The sequence below is a fragment of the Undibacterium sp. SXout20W genome, from assembly GCF_049340285.1.
Classification (GTDB): Bacteria; Pseudomonadota; Gammaproteobacteria; order Burkholderiales; family Burkholderiaceae_D; genus Undibacterium.
Genome location: NZ_JBMPPH010000006.1, coordinates 28,850 through 45,380, shown reverse-complemented (window position 1 = coordinate 45,380; position 16,531 = coordinate 28,850). Strand labels below are relative to the sequence as shown.

17 protein-coding genes are annotated in these 16,531 nt (G+C 48.1%); 10 read left to right on the top strand and 7 right to left on the bottom strand.

The features are described 5' to 3' along the window. Positions 1 to 265: 265 nt before the first annotated feature. Positions 266 to 1,381 (top strand): carbohydrate kinase, encoded by a 1,116-nt coding sequence (locus ACO0K1_RS05340; RefSeq protein WP_423023458.1) that lies wholly within the window; start codon positions 266 to 268, stop codon positions 1,379 to 1,381. Continuing rightward, complete coding sequence (locus ACO0K1_RS05335; protein WP_423023456.1) at positions 1,366 to 2,286, top strand: pseudouridine-5'-phosphate glycosidase; 921 nt, start codon at positions 1,366 to 1,368, stop codon at positions 2,284 to 2,286. Before ACO0K1_RS05340 ends, ACO0K1_RS05335 begins: the two co-directional genes overlap by 16 nt. Before the next feature lie 94 nt (positions 2,287 to 2,380). Here ACO0K1_RS05335 and ACO0K1_RS05330 read toward each other — a convergent pair whose 3' ends face one another. The 7 genes from ACO0K1_RS05330 to ACO0K1_RS05300 all read right to left on the bottom strand — a co-directional run bounded on the left by ACO0K1_RS05330 (position 2,381) and on the right by ACO0K1_RS05300 (position 8,438). After that, the gene (locus ACO0K1_RS05330; RefSeq protein ID WP_423023454.1) at positions 2,381 to 3,682 is read right to left on the bottom strand and encodes a DUF3426 domain-containing protein; all 1,302 of its coding nucleotides are present in this window, start codon (positions 3,680 to 3,682) and stop codon (positions 2,381 to 2,383) included. Between the two features lie 4 nt (positions 3,683 to 3,686). Further along, positions 3,687 to 4,598 (bottom strand): 50S ribosomal protein L11 methyltransferase, encoded by a 912-nt coding sequence (gene prmA, locus ACO0K1_RS05325; RefSeq protein ID WP_423023452.1) that lies wholly within the window; start codon positions 4,596 to 4,598, stop codon positions 3,687 to 3,689. A 155-nt stretch (positions 4,599 to 4,753) separates the two neighbouring features. Beyond that, a complete protein-coding gene (gene accC / locus ACO0K1_RS05320) occupies positions 4,754 to 6,121 on the bottom strand; it encodes an acetyl-CoA carboxylase biotin carboxylase subunit (RefSeq protein ID WP_423023450.1) in 1,368 nt (455 codons plus the stop codon). A 66-nt stretch (positions 6,122 to 6,187) separates the two neighbouring features. Beyond that, on the bottom strand, positions 6,188 to 6,640 hold the full coding sequence (gene accB / locus ACO0K1_RS05315) for an acetyl-CoA carboxylase biotin carboxyl carrier protein (RefSeq protein ID WP_423023448.1): 453 nt from the start codon (positions 6,638 to 6,640) through the stop codon (positions 6,188 to 6,190). Positions 6,641 to 6,785: 145 nt separating this feature from the next. Then, positions 6,786 to 7,223 carry a type II 3-dehydroquinate dehydratase gene (aroQ, locus tag ACO0K1_RS05310; protein WP_423023446.1) on the bottom strand — a complete coding sequence of 146 codons (438 nt, stop codon included), beginning with the start codon at positions 7,221 to 7,223 and terminating at the stop codon, positions 6,786 to 6,788. Positions 7,224 to 7,295: 72 nt separating this feature from the next. Beyond that, positions 7,296 to 7,838, bottom strand: a complete 543-nt coding sequence (locus ACO0K1_RS05305) for a TlpA disulfide reductase family protein (RefSeq protein WP_423023444.1) — start codon at positions 7,836 to 7,838, stop codon at positions 7,296 to 7,298. 3 nt (positions 7,839 to 7,841) lie between these two features. Next, the gene (locus ACO0K1_RS05300) at positions 7,842 to 8,438 is read right to left on the bottom strand and encodes a hypothetical protein (RefSeq protein ID WP_423023442.1); all 597 of its coding nucleotides are present in this window, start codon (positions 8,436 to 8,438) and stop codon (positions 7,842 to 7,844) included. A 93-nt stretch (positions 8,439 to 8,531) separates the two neighbouring features. Here ACO0K1_RS05300 and mpl point away from each other — a divergent pair, with 93 nt between their 5' ends. The 8 genes from mpl (at position 8,532) to ACO0K1_RS05260 (ending at position 16,487) form a co-directional block, all read left to right on the top strand. Next, positions 8,532 to 9,926, top strand: coding sequence for a UDP-N-acetylmuramate:L-alanyl-gamma-D-glutamyl-meso-diaminopimelate ligase (mpl, locus tag ACO0K1_RS05295; protein ID WP_423023440.1), 1,395 nt, complete (start codon positions 8,532 to 8,534; stop codon positions 9,924 to 9,926). Beyond that, on the top strand, positions 9,923 to 10,504 hold the full coding sequence (locus ACO0K1_RS05290) for a YqiA/YcfP family alpha/beta fold hydrolase (RefSeq protein ID WP_423023438.1): 582 nt from the start codon (positions 9,923 to 9,925) through the stop codon (positions 10,502 to 10,504). The genes mpl and ACO0K1_RS05290 overlap by 4 nt, the downstream gene beginning before the upstream one ends. Next, positions 10,497 to 11,138: a chorismate--pyruvate lyase family protein gene (locus ACO0K1_RS05285; RefSeq protein WP_423023436.1), complete on the top strand. Its 642-nt coding sequence runs from the start codon at positions 10,497 to 10,499 to the stop codon at positions 11,136 to 11,138. The genes ACO0K1_RS05290 and ACO0K1_RS05285 overlap by 8 nt, the downstream gene beginning before the upstream one ends. 169 nt (positions 11,139 to 11,307) lie before the next feature. Continuing rightward, entirely contained in the window at positions 11,308 to 13,434 is a 2,127-nt protein-coding gene (locus tag ACO0K1_RS05280) for a ribonuclease catalytic domain-containing protein (protein WP_423023432.1), read from the top strand. 125 nt (positions 13,435 to 13,559) lie between these two features. Continuing rightward, a complete protein-coding gene (locus tag ACO0K1_RS05275) occupies positions 13,560 to 14,453 on the top strand; it encodes a TonB C-terminal domain-containing protein (RefSeq protein ID WP_423023430.1) in 894 nt (297 codons plus the stop codon). Positions 14,454 to 14,461: 8 nt separating this feature from the next. Further along, complete coding sequence (gene aroE, locus ACO0K1_RS05270; RefSeq protein ID WP_423023428.1) at positions 14,462 to 15,331, top strand: shikimate dehydrogenase; 870 nt, start codon at positions 14,462 to 14,464, stop codon at positions 15,329 to 15,331. A 14-nt stretch (positions 15,332 to 15,345) separates the two neighbouring features. Continuing rightward, positions 15,346 to 16,041: a monofunctional biosynthetic peptidoglycan transglycosylase gene (mtgA, locus tag ACO0K1_RS05265; protein ID WP_423023426.1), complete on the top strand. Its 696-nt coding sequence runs from the start codon at positions 15,346 to 15,348 to the stop codon at positions 16,039 to 16,041. Then, entirely contained in the window at positions 16,038 to 16,487 is a 450-nt protein-coding gene (locus ACO0K1_RS05260) for a hypothetical protein (RefSeq protein ID WP_423023424.1), read from the top strand. The genes mtgA and ACO0K1_RS05260 overlap by 4 nt, the downstream gene beginning before the upstream one ends. Positions 16,488 to 16,531 lie beyond the last annotated feature (44 nt).

The following is a 16,531-nucleotide window of genomic DNA, read 5'->3' as shown; positions in this document are numbered from 1 at the left end:
CATTTTTATGATTTTGATCTCGCTTTATTGCTCTGCCAGCATTTAGGATTGTGGGGCTGATAGGTGATGCTGTCAAATATCGCATGACATATTGGCGATGTAATTTGGCGATCAAAGAAAAGTACGTAAAAAAGTTAGATAATCAAAAAAACAAATGTTTATAAATTTAAACAAATGTTTGATATAGTGCGTGCATTGTTAGTTTTTTTTCTACGCGCCTTAAATTTGCGCGATATTTTCTGCGGTAAAAAATATGGGTAAAACGATGTCAAAAAAGGATCAGCTCTTTGAACTAGTGCGAGCAAATCCGTATATTTCTCAGCAGGAATTAGCAACACAATTACAATTGTCTCGATCGGCAGTGGCGGGTTATGTTGCCAACCTGACCAAAGATGGCCGTATACTAGGCCGTGCCTATGTCTTACCTGATCTAAGTCCTGTTGTGTGTATTGGCGGCGCGAATATTGATCGCAAATTGCGTAGCAAAGCGCCGCTGCAGTTGGGCACCTCAAATCCGGTGTATCAAGAGGAAAGTTATGGCGGCGTGGCACGTAATATTGCTGAAAACCTGGCACGTTTAGGTGCCTCCACGCGTTTGTTGTGCGCAGTTGGTGATGATGCAGCCGGGCAAAGCTTGTTAGCGCAGGCTGATTCTATCGGTATTGATGTTGGCGCCAGTCTTCAGGTTGCTGGCGCGCTAAGCGGGACTTATACGGCATTACTCAATGATGCAGGTGAGTTAGTGTTAGCCATGGCGCATATGGAACTTTGTGAAACCATCACCTCCGAATTTCTTGTTAGTCGCCAACAACAAAGAGCGAACGCAATAATGACCGTAGCGGATCTCAATTTACCGCTGGAAAGCATCCAACTATTATTGGATGAAGCCAAACACTCTCTGATCCCCTTAGTTATTGTTGCTGTTTCGCAGCCCAAGATGGCTCGTTTGCCTGAGCATTTGGCTGGTTTGCGTTTGCTGATTCTGAATCAGGCTGAATTGGAGCAGCGACACGGCAATTCTTTCGCGAATCACGAAGAGATCATCGCTGCTGGCCGTCATCTTCAGTCCCAAGGCGTACAAGATGTGATCGTTACGCTGGGTGAGGGTGGTGTTCTTTTCAGTCATAGTCAAGGTAGTGACGATTGGATTGTACTTCCGGCTGCACCGGTTCATCCTGATGAAATCGTGGACGTAACTGGTGCTGGGGACGCGTTTGTGGCCGGTGTATGCTGGTCGTTGAGTGAGGCGCCGACAGATTTAAAACTTGCTTGCCAGCGCGGACAGATTTTGGCGGCACTGACGCTGAAGACGGCCTCGACCGTCGCGCAAAGCCTGCACCCATCCCTATTTACCGAGGAATCCTTATGCACGTCTATTTGAATTTTTCTGACGAGGTCAGCGCTGCCCGACTATCCGGCAAGCCGATCGTTGCTTTAGAATCGACCATTATTTCACATGGTATGCCTTACCCACAAAACGTGCAGACGGCGCGTGAAGTCGAGCAAATAATTCGCCAGCAGGGGGCCGTCCCCGCGACCATCGCTATTATCGCTGGGAAAATTCATATTGGTTTATCGGATGCAGAGTTGGAATTGTTGGGACAGTCGAAAGATGCTATGAAGGTCAGTCGTCGCGATTTGCCTTATGTGTTGACGAGTAAAAAACTAGGGGCAACGACCGTTGCAGCGACCATGATCTGTGCAGAATTGGCCGACATTTCTGTGTTTGTTACTGGCGGTATTGGTGGTGTGCATCGCGGTGCTGAAACCAGTTTTGATATTTCGGCAGATTTACAAGAGCTAGCGCAGACCTCGGTCGCCGTCGTATGCGCTGGCGCTAAATCTATTCTCGATCTGGGCTTGACGTTGGAATATCTGGAAACGTATGGCGTACCTGTGGTCAGCGTCGGACAGAAGGCGTTCCCGGCATTTTTCACACGAGATAGTGGATATCTCGCAGATTTTCAATTGGATACTGCAGAAGAGCAGGCTAATTTTGTACACGCTAAATGGCAACTTGGCTTGCGCGGTGGCGTTGTCATCGCCAACCCGGTTCCAGAGAGCGATGCAATGCCAACCGAAGAAATTGATCTCATCACGTCGCAGGCGCTGGAAGAAGCGGCATTACAAGGCATTACAGGTAAGGCGGTTACGCCATTTTTATTAAGTCGGATTAAAGAGCTGACCGGTGGTCGCAGCTTGGCAACGAATATCGCTCTGGTAAAACACAATGCCAAAGTTGGTGCAATGCTTGCTCTGGCGCTGGCGTTACTCAAGAAACCTTAAGTTATCAGTAATAAGTAATAAGTAATAAATATTAGTTTGTATTTCAAATCACTCTGTTGCAGAAAATATATCAGCAACAGAGTAACCAGATGCTTCAAGGATAAAAAAGGCTAACGTGATAGCCTGCTGCTTTGAGTTTTGGTAATTCAAAATACACAGTAATATTTTGCTGGCTCTTCGGCGTAAAGCCTTTACTCAAAAGCGCCTTGTCTGCCAGGTACTCGTTTGGTGTGAAAGCTTTTTGTAACACTGCTTTTTCTTTTTCATCATTGAGCACAAGTTCAATATGCGGCCACGCCTGTTGCGTCGTGCCGTTATTTTGCAGTTGCATCACGAGTGAAAATATCTTGCCGTCTGGCTGCAATTCAAGTTCGTTAGACTCTAGCGTAATGAGTTCTTTTTGCGCTGGCAGTGGAATCTCGCAATGCATCAGGCCGCAAGCCTGAACCAAAATGGCCTTGCTATTTGGATAATTGGCCGCAATTTGAACGCGAAAAATATAGACCGCTTGCAGTAATAAAAGCGGTAAAAGCAGCAAACAAGACACCCCCATTGCGATACGGATAATACGACCGCGCTTTTGTTCACGTTCTGCTTTGATGACAAAATCTGGTTTCTCTTCAGATGTCAGATCAGCAGTGGATTCGTTGTCTGAATCCACTGCGCGCGCAGCGTGTTGTTCTAATGCTGCTTCGGCATCGCCGATATACGGCTCGTGTGGCTCGTTATCGCTTTTTCCAGCAGAAAAATCGATGTTTGCCAACTCCGCGTCCGCTTGATGACTACGTTCGATGTCCACCTCGTGATTGACATTTTCTGGTGTGTCGGTGGTTGACCAGCCAGGATCGCCTGGCGAAAGTAAAGCGGCTTTGCTTTCTAGTTCTGCTTGTGTTGCGATACTGTCAGCAGGTGTCAGAGACGTGGGCGCCGCGTCGCTTTCAGCATCGCCCAATAAAAAATCTAAAGATGCTGCGGAATCTGGCAGTAATTCCTGAGTTGATGCGGCCATTACGCTGTTGCTTGCAGGCGCTTCCGGCTCTGGGGGCGCATTATCTGCAAGGAATTTTTCTTCCTCAGGCGCCGATGCAGTAAATACATCATGTCCGGCAGCTTCTTCTACATCATTTTGAACTTCACGCTGCATAAATGCTGGCGTCGATGTTGATGCTGATGCTGATGCTGATGCTGATGATTCTTCCGTTGGCGCAGGTTTTTTTTCACGACTTGTCGACGCAGCAGACGTCGCTTTTGCGACATCCAAAGGAATCAAATGTTCGACGCCATTAAAGGTTTGCTGGCACGAGCCACAGCGCACCAGGCCAGCATGTAATTTCAGTTGGTCGTTGGCGACTCTGAAGCTTGTCTGACAGTGGGGGCAGCGGGTGGCAAGTGCCATAGCTTTATCCTGCTAATTGGCCGGAAAGAGCGACCCAACCTTCGTGCTCAGCCCAGACGCTAAGTTGAATAAATGGCGCATACGCCGCCGCGACTTCTTCAGCCTGACGTGCTAATACACCGGATAAAATTAATGAACCACCAGCCGCAACCCGACCAGCCAACATTGGCGCCATCAATTTGAGTGGACTAGATAAAATATTGGCGACCACGACGTCAAATTTTTCTGTTGCGGGGTGCGCTACGCCAAACTCTGCAGGCAATGCATAGTCGATATCGCATTGATTACGTTCAGCATTGTATTGCGCAGATTCGATTGCTTGCGGGTCGATATCAACACCAATGACCTGACGTGCGCCTAATTTTTTAGCAACCATGGCCAAAATGCCGGAACCGCAACCGTAATCCAGAACAGTTAAGTCTTTTGGTGCATGCTCTTCCAGCCATTCCATACACAAACGAGTGGTAGGATGGCTACCGGTGCCAAACGCTAGTCCGGGATCCAATTCGAGGATCAATGCGTTCGCATCTGGTGCATCGTGCCAACTCGGTACAACCCAGATATTTTTACCAATATGGATGGGGTCAAATTGGGATTGGGTTAAGCGTACCCAGTCTTGTTCTTCAACCCGACGAATGCTGTATTCTGGTGTGTTTGCCAAGCCAATGGATGCTGCTGCTTCTGCAACGATGGTTGCATGATCACTGTCAGTTTCTGCCAGAGCGACGACGCGGCTGCGATCCCAGGCCGCTTCATCCGGTTCCATGCCTGGCTCACCAAATAATGGCTTTTCATCTTCAGTTCCTTCATCGGCATCTTCAACAGACACAGATAAAGCGCCACTATCCATCAAGGCGTCCGATAACTGTTCTGCATGTGCGCGCGCTACTTCGATGACAATTTCTATCCAAGCCATTTTATTACTTTCTATTCCTACGTTATAACCAACAGGCTTAATACAAGTGACGCAGAGAAAACGCCAAAGGGCAACATCCGGATTTGATATAAAGAATACACCTTATTCTAATCCTTCTGTGCCCTTTGTGCCCCTGTGTTAAGAGGTCTTAAGCTTTACTTATTTTTCTTCGACAAATCTGGCATATCGGCCAGTTTGTGTTCCAGATAATGAATATTGGTGCCGCCTTCGATAAAGCGTGCATCGATCATCAATTCTCTGTGCAGCGGGATATTCGTTTGGATACCCTCAACGACCATTTCTGACAGGGCGATTTGCATGCGGCGGATTGCTTGCTCGCGTGTTTCGCCGTAGGAAATAACTTTGCCAATCATAGAGTCGTAGTTAGGCGGGACGAAATAGCCTGCATATGCATGTGAGTCAACACGAATCCCGGGTCCGCCTGGCGTATGCCATGACGTAATACGGCCTGGCGACGGCGTGAATTTAAACGGGTCTTCGGCGTTGATACGGCATTCAATCGAGTGGCCTCTGATCGTAATGTCGCTTTGCTTAAAGCGCAATTTCTCGTTGAAAGCGATGCGGATCTGCTCTTGTACAATGTCGACGCCAGTGATCATTTCTGTCACTGGGTGTTCAACCTGAACACGGGTATTCATTTCGATGAAATAGAATTCTCCGTTTTCATACAAAAATTCAAAAGTACCTGCGCCACGGTAACCAATTTTGCGACAGGCGGCAGCACAACGGTCGCCGACCTTTTCGATCAACTTGCGTGGAATGCCCGGTGCTGGCGCTTCTTCAATCACTTTTTGATGGCGGCGTTGCATGGAGCAATCGCGTTCACCCAGCCAGATGGCGTTGCCATGCTGATCGGCGAGAATCTGGATTTCTACGTGACGTGGATTTTCCAGGAATTTTTCCATGTAAACTTCTGGATTGCCAAATGCCGCACCTGCTTCGGCTTTGGTCATGGTCACTGCATTAAGTAATGCGGCTTCAGTGTGGACGACGCGCATACCGCGACCGCCACCGCCACCGGCTGCTTTGATAATGACAGGGTAGCCTACTTTGCGAGCGGTCTGAACAATGACTTTTGGATCATCTGGCAAGGCGCCTTCAGAACCCGGTACGCAAGGTACACCTGCTTCTATCATGGCGTGTTTAGCGGACACCTTGTCACCCATCAGGCGAATAGATTCTGCACGTGGACCGATGAAAACAAAGCCGGATTGCTCTACCCGTTCAGCGAAATCGGCATTTTCGGATAAGAAACCGTAGCCAGGATGGATCGCTTGTGCGTCAGTAACCTCCGCGGCGCTAATAATCGCAGGCATGCTGAGGTAGCTCAGATTTGATGGTGCAGGGCCGATACAAACAGATTCGTCGGCCAGTTTGACGTATTTTGCTTCGCGGTCGGCTTCAGAATGCACAACCACGGTTTTGATACCCATCTCGCGGCATGCGCGCTGAATACGGAGCGCGATTTCACCACGGTTGGCGATAAGAATTTTTTCAAACATGATTTAACTTTGCTGTGGCAATGGTTGCAGCTCTTGGTGTCGGAAAAATGAACACGCTAGCCCGGATTAGCCAATGACGAACAATGGCTGGCCATATTCAACAGGCTGACCATTTTCGACCAAAATTTGTTTGATCACACCGTCGAAATCGCTTTCGATTTCATTTAACAATTTCATTGCTTCGATAATGCACAGCGTATCGCCCTTGCTGATTTGTTTGCCGATGTCTGCGAATGGGGCGGAGCCTGGCGAAGAAGAGCGGTAGAAAGTACCGACCATTGGCGATTTGACGATTTGGCCTTCTGGTATTGCTGCAACAGGGGCTGCAACGGGTGCTGGAGCGGCGGCGGGCGCTGCTGGTTGATGCGCTTGTGGTTGCTGCATCATGACGACTTGGTTTTGGGGTAAGGCGGAAGACTTAACGATGCGGACTTTACCTTCGCCTTCGGTCACTTCGAGTTCGGCAATGTCCGATTCTGCAACGAGGTCAATCAGGGTCTTGAGTTTTCTTAAATCCATGTGTAATCCCCTTAAAAAAAGTAGTTCTGAATTATCTGAAGGGCGCAATATAGAACGATTTGACAGTTCTTGCAATGCTGCCGGACTGCGGATTGTACATTAAATTAAATGAAAATGTACGTTAAATGAACGAAGTTAAAAGAAATTAGATATTTTTTAGAGAAAAATCAATGGCAAGGCGATAACCATCGGTACCGCAACCGCAAATCACAGCTTTTGCAATTGCCGACAAGAAAGAATGATGCCTGAACGCTTCGCGTTGATGAACGTTGGAGATATGAACTTCAATAAATGGGATGGCAACGCCGGCCAATGCGTCGCGCAAGGCAACGCTGGTATGCGTCAATCCGCCTGGATTGATGACGATGGCGTCGACAAGCTCCAGGCGGGCCGCGTGAATGCGGTCAATTAAGGCGCCTTCATGGTTGCTTTGGAAAACGGCGAGCTCAGCGCCAGCTGCTTGTGCTTGTTTTTGCGCGGCGGCCTCCACTTCGGCCAGAGTCGTTGCGCCATAGGTGGCAGGCTCGCGGGTGCCGAGCAAATTCAGATTGGGGCCATTCAGTAGCAGCAGTTTGCTTGCCATAGTCGGATTCAATTTGACGAAGATGGCCGCATTTTGCCGCTAATGACTACAGATTGGCAAGAAAAAAACGACTTACTTAAGCTTTTCCGCAGAAAATTTGGTGATGTCGGCACGTAGCTCGCCCATCTTCAGTCGTCCGAGATAAGTTTTCACGACCTTGCCGTTGCCGTTAATTAATACCGTAAATGGCAGTCCACCTGCTTGATTACCCATCTGGCGTGATAATTCGCTACCATCCAACCCTGCGACATATAAAGGGTAGCTAATCTCATATTTTTTGGCAAAATCCGCAATATTGCTGGGGCTATCGATGCCAAGTCCGATGATTTGCACGGATTTTCCTTGGAATTCTTTTTGCAAAGCTGATAATTCAGGCATTTCCTGTACGCAAGGCGAGCACCAGGTAGCCCAAAAATTCACCACCAGAAAATGATTTTTCCATTGACTCAGAGCCTGTGGCCTGGCAGCACTATCCGGTAATGTCCTGGCCAGCAATTGGGCGACATTTTTATCTTGCGGCGTATCTGCGTTGGCGTTCAGATTGCCTGCATAGATGCCCAAACCTAAGCCAAGTGCGCCAATGATGGCTGAGATAGAAATTATTTTTTTATTCATGATTTATTCAGTTTCTTTGGATATCAATGCTTGTAAAGTTGCCAAATTGGCACGCTCAACGCTTTTTCCATTACTGCTGCGGATGCCATCATGGTCATGTAACACCAGATGGACGCCTTCATTTTCAACCATAAAACTCAGGGTCTCGATACTTTCATTGCGCTTGTTAAAGGTTTCAGAGACTTCAAACTGCACATCCTTATTTAATAAGAAGATCGCGACATCTTTGCTATTGTCGGTATAAAGATGTAGATAAATGTCGGAGTGCGCGCCAGCGGTGCCATTTAAAACAGCCCCAACCAGATAGGGATTGAAACACTCAAATTCTGCCATTAATCGGGCGGCGAGTTGTCTTAATTGCAAAAGTCGTTGTGGTTGCGTATCACCGAAGAACAATTCGTTGTATTCACGAACTTCTTGTTCAATTTGCTCGTTGTCGGGTAAGACGTCGCCTTTGAGCTTTTGATTGCCGAGTAGTTGTTTGGCTGCTTTGCGCTTGGCAGAGGCGTAATCAGCGCCGTCTTCAGCGATCATGCGGGCGGCAAGGGCGGCGATTTCGGCGCGCAATGCTTCTGCTTCAGTGGGAGTTTGGATCATCATGTTGGCATCATAACTCAAGATCTATCCCTTCGTGCATAGGGAAACCACGCTGCTCTCAGGTAGAATTACGGGATTCTGAAATTAATTGAAATTATGCATATTCATATCTTAGGTATCTGCGGCACCTTCATGGGTGGACTTGCTGTTTTGGCAAAAGAGGCTGGGCACACGGTGACAGGTTGTGATGCTAACGTCTATCCACCCATGAGCACGCAACTTGAATCGCAGGGCATTCAACTGACGCAGGGCTTTGGTGCTGAACAAGTGGCGCTGGAACCGGATTTATATGTGATTGGCAATGTGGTCTCGCGTGGCAATCCTTTGATGGAAGAAATCCTGAATCGCGGTTTGCCTTACGTATCGGGGCCACAATGGATGGGCGACCATATTTTGCGCGATAAGTGGGTGTTAGCAGTCGCCGGCACACATGGCAAAACCACGACTTCAGCCATGTTGGCGTGGATACTTGAGTACGCAGGGTACGCACCAGGTTTTTTGATTGGCGGCGTGCCGTTGAATTTTGGAATTTCGGCGCGTCTGCATGGAAAGCAAACATCTGACTTTTTTGTCATTGAAGCCGATGAGTACGATACGGCTTTTTTTGATAAGCGTAGTAAATTTGTCCATTACCATGCCAAAACCGCCATTCTGAATAATCTGGAATACGATCATGCCGATATTTTTCCGGATGTGACGGCGATCGAGACACAGTTCCACCATTTGGTACGTACCGTGCCGGGGGTTGGCCGTTTAATCGTGAATGGCAAAGACGAATCACTGACGCGTGTCGTAGCGCGTGGGTGTTGGAGTGAGAAAGAATTTTTCGGGCAAGATCAGGCCTGGCGTCTGGTGTTGCGTGAGGGTGAAGATTTTGATGTGATTTTCAATGACACCTTGCAAGGAACTGTACATTGGCAATTAAACGGCGAACATAACCGTCAAAATGCTTTAGCCGCCATCGCTGCTGCACGTCATGTCGGCGTCACGCCGGCGATCGCCATTGCCGCTTTGTCTGAGTTTGTGAATGTCAAACGTCGCATGGAAATCCGTGGCGTAGAAAACGGTGTGACCGTGATTGACGATTTTGCCCATCACCCCACCGCGATTGCGACGACGGTCGGCGGTCTGCGCCGCAAAGTCGGTTCATCCAGAATTTTGGCAGTATTGGAACCTCGTTCAAATACGATGAAGCTTGGCACCATGAAGCAAGCCTTGCCGGAAAGTTTGAATGAAGCCGATCTGGTCTTTGGTTATGGCGCGCAAGAGGGAAAAGATGCCTTAGGATGGGATCTGGACGAGGCTTTATCACCACTGGGAAATAAAGCGCAAAGCTTCAAACATTTGCCAGAATTGGTGCAGGCAATTGTTGATCAAACACGGCCGGGTGATTATGTACTGGTCATGAGCAATGGCGGTTTTGGTGGCGTACATCAAAAATTATTGACCGCACTCAAAGAAAAGCACACACCTGAGGCAGTCGTAGCATGATTTTGTATTTGCACGGCTTTCGATCCTCACCTGCCTCGTTTAAGGCGCGTGCCATGCAAGAATATATGCAGCGTTGCGGACGAGAGGCAGAATTTTTTTGCCCCGCGTTGTCACCGTCTCCTGCAGCGGCCATTGCGCAGGCGGAGCAAATTTTAAAAGGGGTTGACCCCAGCACGGTAACGATTGTTGGTTCCTCATTAGGCGGATATTACGCCACGTGGTTGGCGGAAAGGTACGCTTGTAAAGCCATCCTTGTGAATCCAGCTGTCAAACCACCGCGTGAATTAGAAAGTTATGTCGGCGTCACTACTTATTACCATAGCAATGAAGTCTTTGAGTTTAAATCAGAGTATGTGGATGAATTAAGGGCGTTGGCGATACAGGAAATAAGCCGCCCTCAACGTTACCTGCTCTTGGCAGCGACGGGTGATGAGGTTCTGGACTGGCGCGAAATGGTGGCTTTTTATCAAAATGCGCAACAAGTCATTATTGAAGGCAGCGACCACGGCCTGGCAGAGTTTGCCACGATGTTTGCGCAGGTGCTTGCATTTTGCGATGGTGTGGTGCCGCATGATTGAATCTCAATTTGCCGTTAGTCCAAAATCTGCGCAGCGACCGACTTATCGACCGACTTTGGCGAACTGGGTAGAGCACGTGAATACGGTTGATACCCGACCTCAAATGCAAGACTGGCTCAGTAATCGTGACTCATTGACTGCCAGATTAGTCGCGCGTTGTCATCAATTTCGAGTACAACGTTTGTCGCAGCATAAGACACGTTGTTTGCAGGATGAGTATGCTGCGATTGGTTTGGCGCGTGCTGCCAAAGTCCATCAGCGTGAAGTCTTGTTGCGTTGTGATGGTGTCGCCATGATTTACGGACATACCGTGGTGCCGCTGTCGGCGACGGCGAGTCAATGGCCTTTGTTTCATGCCTTGGGTGAAAAATCTCTCGGTAGCACCTTATTTAACGATCCCTTAGTGGAACGCGGCGTGTTGTCTTATGCACGCTTGCACAATGGTCATCCATTAATGCGAAGAATCAAACTGGCTGTGCCCGATATGACTGCGCATGCTTTGCCAGCACGTCGCTCTTTGTTTTGGCGTAAAGGGGGATGTTTGTTGGTCACGGAAGTATTTTTACCGGCGATTGTGAGTCTCGATCAACAATGGCAGCGACGACAGCTTGACCTTATCCGGACTGATGCTTAAGCGTAGATCGGATAAATGTACTAGGTATACTGGAGGGGAGTAAATTTAAAGCTCGTTGGTTCGTCATGATAAATCAACTGAAATTAAGCATACTCCCTAAAAATCGGTAATTTGTCAGAGCGTGATGCATGGCGATTTACAAACATTGATGTTTATAAAGAAGTATTGAATGAATTTATTTTTCGAAGAATCTGGCGATTTCAAAGCAGGTAGCGTGATGTCACAGGCGGGCGAGGCCTATCAGGTTGAGTTAGCAAGCGGCAAGCGCAGCAAAATCAAAGCGAAAGACGTGTTGCTGCAATTTGCTTCTCCCGATCCCTCTACTTTGATAGAACAAGCAAAAGCCGCCGCGGCCGAGATTGATCTGGAATTCTTATGGGAAGTCGCCGGCCAGGAAGAGTTTGGTTTTGCCGAACTAGGAACAGAATATTATGGTCATGCCCCGCAACCTGTTGAGGCGGCGGGATTGATTTTCGCTTTGCATACTGCGCCTGTCTATTTCTATAAAAAAGGCCGTGGTCGTTATAAAGCTGCCCCTGAAGCGTCACTGAAAGCAGCGTTGGCTGGTATTGAAAAAAAGAAACAGCAATTGCTTGTACAAGCAAGTTATGTAGAAGACTTGAAACAACATCGCCTGCCAGAAGCGATGAAACCTTTAGCTTTGCAATTGTTGTTCAAGCCGGACAAAAACAGTATCGAATACAAAGCCTTGGCTGAGGCCTGCGATGTGATGCAAACCTCGGCACAGCGACTGATGCTGGCCGTTGGTGGCATCAGCAGCCCTAAAGATTTACATCTGGCGAAATTCCATTTTGAAAATTTCCCGAAAGGCGTAGCGTTCCCTGCAATCCAGGTACCCGCTCTGCCGACTGATTTGCCGGTCGCTGATGTGCAGGCTTTTTCTATCGATGACGTCACAACGACCGAGATTGATGATGCATTTTCCGTGGTCGATCTTGGCGAAGGTAAGTTGCGTGTTGGCATTCACATTGCAGCACCGGCCCTGGGCATACAACGTGGCGACGCGATCGATCTGATCGCTCGCGGACGGATGTCAACGGTCTATATGCCCGGCGATAAAATCACTATGTTGCCCGATGAATTGGTGAATACCTACACCTTGGGTGCGGGTCAGACGCGTCCTGCTGTGTCGCTGTACGCAACGATCAATACCGAAGACTGGTCAGTCCTGGCGACAGAAACCAAAGTCGAGGCTATTCCAATGGCGTCTAATTTGCGGCACAACGATTTGGACGACCTGGTGACGGAAGACAATCTGGCCAACGATGCGGGTGACTATCCCCATAAGTCTGAGATTGCGCATATCTGGAAATGGGCCCTGGAATTAGAAAAAGGTCGCATGGCCAAACGTGAAAGTTTTGGTATGAAGCCAGAACAAACCAATCGCGTTGATTTTAATTTTTACGTTGAGGATGACGTCGTCAGCATCGTTCGGCGTAAGCGTGGTGCGCCCTTAGATAAGATGGTCGCAGAGTTGATGATTTTTGCCAATAGTACCTGGGGTAAGCTGATGGCGGATCATGGCATACCAGGCATTTATCGTGCTCAAGGTGTTGCTGGTGGGCGTGGCCAGGGCGGCTGGGCGGGACGTATGCAAGTGCGGATGTTGACGCATGCATCGCCGCATCAGGGCTTGGGTGTCGATCAATATGCGTGGAGCACTTCGCCGTTGCGCCGCTATACCGATCTGGTGAATCAATGGCAGATTATCGCTTGCGTACAACATGGCATTACTGCACCATTGGTGGCTACCTTCAAACCCAAGGATGCTGACTTGTTTGCGATCGTCTCTGGTTTTGATGCGGCGTATTCTGCCTATGCGGACTTCCAGAATAATATGGAACGCTACTGGTGTTTGCGTTGGTTGCAACAAGAAGCGGCGCGTCAGGTCGATGCTGTCGTGTTGAAGGATGAAATTCTGCGTCTGGTGGATATTCCACTCGTGATACGCTTGCCAGGCATGCCGCAAACTGCACGAGGCGCGCAAGTCAAGCTTGATATTTTACGTTGGGATGAAGTCGACCTGAGTGTCGAAGCCCGTCTCTTGGAGGTCTTGAATACCGTTACTGAGTTGGGCGATGATGAAGATGGCGATGATGCAAATGCATTGCAATCCGATACCGATCAGACTGAGGCAGCAGAGGCAGACCAAGCGATAATTTTAGATGCTGTAGATGCTGTAGATGCCGATCCTGCTGACGCGGACGCTACTGCTGTTGATGCTGAGGATGCAACGCAACAAGACCAGCAAAATGTAACACAGGAAAATACGTAATTAATATGTAACAACTATTTTATGAATGCGATCTCATAGTTTAAATACAAATACACTAAATACACTAATACGTTGATCATAGACCACGGATCTTCGACCACCGAACTAAGACGGAAAACATAGCATTGAAATCTATTTTCGATAATTTGATACTGACAATCGCCATCACAATTTCTGTGATGGTGCATGTGGCGTTGATGCTGGTTCATTTCGTTTCTCCCGATGTAGCAGAAACCAAGGCTGCCGATCCCGGCTTGGAAGTGATTTTGGTTAATGCCAAACATGATAAAAAGCCTCTCAAAGCTGAAGCCCTGGCACAGGCAAATCTTGATGGTGGTGGCCCGAATGAAAGCGGCCGCAGTAAGTCGCCGTTGCCCGACATGCAAAAAAATGAGGATGGAGACAATATTCGCGCGGCCACAAAGCGAATTGAAGAACTTGAACAACTGCAAAAGCAGTTACTGGATCAGACCCAGCGACAGGAAAAATTCCGCATGCCGCAGCAGGAGAAAAGACGCCTCGATGATAGCCGTGCTCCCACTAAGGGAACCGATGATCTTGATACGACTAAGGCCTTAGCAAGGATGGCCGCAGAAATCTCACAAACGATTGAAGACCAAAACAAACGTCCGCGCAAAACCTTTATTACACCAAGTACTCAAAAAGTGGGTTACGCCATGTATTACAAGGAAATGCAAAAACGTATCGAAGATTTTGGCACCGTTCATTTTCCTCAAAAAGATGGTCAGAAGTTGTATGGTGAATTGATTGTGTATATCCCGATATTTCAGGATGGTACGATTTACGAAAAAGACGGTGGACCACGCATAGAAAAATCTTCCGGCAATAAAGCGCTTGATAAAGCAGCCTTGCGCATTATCAGACATTCAGCACCGTTCGGTAAGTTTCCACAAAATATGCTGTCGTCTGACAAAGATGACTTATGGATTGTGATTACTCGTTTTAAATTTACCCGCGATGAGCAACTAGAAACAGAACTACGCGGAGGCAAATCTTGAGGTTGTCCTTGAATAATAGCCCGACTGATCATGTTGCAACGAATGATCATTACGTCGTAATTGGTAACCCGATTGCACATAGCAAATCACCATCGATTCACACGGCATTTGCCGCTCAAACCGCACAACAAATAACCTACCAACATTTGCTGGCGCCGCTGGATGGGTTCGCTGCAAGTCTACAAGCGTTCCGCGCTGGTGGTGGACGCGGGGCAAATGTCACTGTGCCTTTTAAACTTGAAGCTTACGCATTAGCGACTGATCTGACACCACGTGCAGCCGCCGCTGGTGCCGTAAATACTTTGCGATTTGAAGTTGACCATATCATCGGTGATAATACCGACGGCATTGGGCTTGTTGCCGATATTGTCCAAAACGCTGGTGTCCCAATGCGCGGCAAACGTGTGCTGCTACTCGGTGCGGGTGGCGCGGCGCGCGGTGCAGTATTACCTTTACTGGAGCAGCAACCAGAGCTGCTAGTGATTGCCAATCGAACTTTATCCAAGGCGCAAGATTTGCAAAAAATAGCGCGTCAATTTTCTCCTGCCAGTCAGGTTGAGGCAGTGACGTTTGAGGCGTTATCGGGTCTGTTCGATATCATCATTAATGCTACCTCGGCCAGTTTGAATGACGATGTACCACCATTGCAACCAGGCTTATTTGAACAATGCAAGTTGGCGTACGACATGATGTACGGCGCGCAAGCAACTGCATTTTTACGATATGCGGATCAATATGGCGTCGCCTGTCGGGATGGTTTGGGGATGTTGGTGGAACAAGCTGCTGAAGCCTTTTTTTTGTGGCGTGGAGTGCGACCGCAAACGGCAACTGTACTCGCCAATTTACGTGCTGAATTGTGCGCGTCGACAGCAGTCTAAGGTATTTCAATAATATGAAAATTTTTCGTCGCTTACTTTTTTGGTTGGTCGGAGTTCCCGTCTTATTGGTTGTGCTGCTGCAAATTTACTTTTTAGTACAGATCGCCTGGTGGGTTAATTTCAATCCATCATCAACGAGTTTTATGCGTCACCAGCTTAGTGTTTTGCAAGAGAAAGACCCGAACGCCAAACTGCAACATCAATGGGTTCCTTACAATCGCATTTCTAATAATCTTAAACGTGCCGTGATTGCCTCCGAAGATGATAGCTTCGTCGATCACGAAGGTGTTGACTGGGAAGCGATGCAGAAAGCCTACGAAAAAAATCAAAAAAAAGGCAAAGTTGTTTCTGGCGGCTCAACCATTACGCAGCAACTTGCTAAGAACTTATTTTTGTCTGGTGAGCGGAGTTATTTACGAAAAGGTCAGGAATTGATCATCACCTACATGCTAGAATTTTGCATGAGCAAACAACGAATTCTAGAAATCTATCTAAATTCCGTTGAGTGGGGCGTAGGTATATTTGGTGCAGAAGCTGCTGCGCATCATTATTACGGGACGACGGCGGCTGCGCTCGGTCCTGCGCAAGCGGCGCGCTTAGCAGTGATGTTGCCGAAGCCAAGATATTTCGATAAAAACCAAGGTTCGAGTTACTTACAACGACGAACTGAATTAATTGTCAAACGTATGAATAACGCGGAATTACCATGAATTTTCATCGACAACGAGGTATTAGCTTAGTCTGGGTCGCCATCATATCGATGTTAGTGGCAGCTGCGAGTATGTGTTTCTTGTATACCGCGCGCTATGGACACTTGCCGTTTCAGGAAGCGTGGGCTCGGTGGTCGCAATCGGGGACAGTGATTGGCCATGAGTTGCAAAAAGCGGCGGGTGTCAAAGAGTTACATTTGCCTGGTCAGGACAATGCCGGTGTCCCACCGCCGGTAACGATTCAGTCTGGTGTCAGACGTTGTGTGATTAACGGTAAAACCGTCTTTTCTGATACAGAATGCACCGATAAAAATCCAACGAGTGTGCATATGAAATTGAGCGACACGCAGGGTTTCGTCCATCCTAAACCAGTTACAGTGGATGACAGAAGTAGCAGCGGCAGCGATAAAATGATCGATAAGATGATTGAAAGAGCTGAACGTTAATCGTGATGTTTTCATGAAGTTTTATTGGAATCGTTGGATCAGAC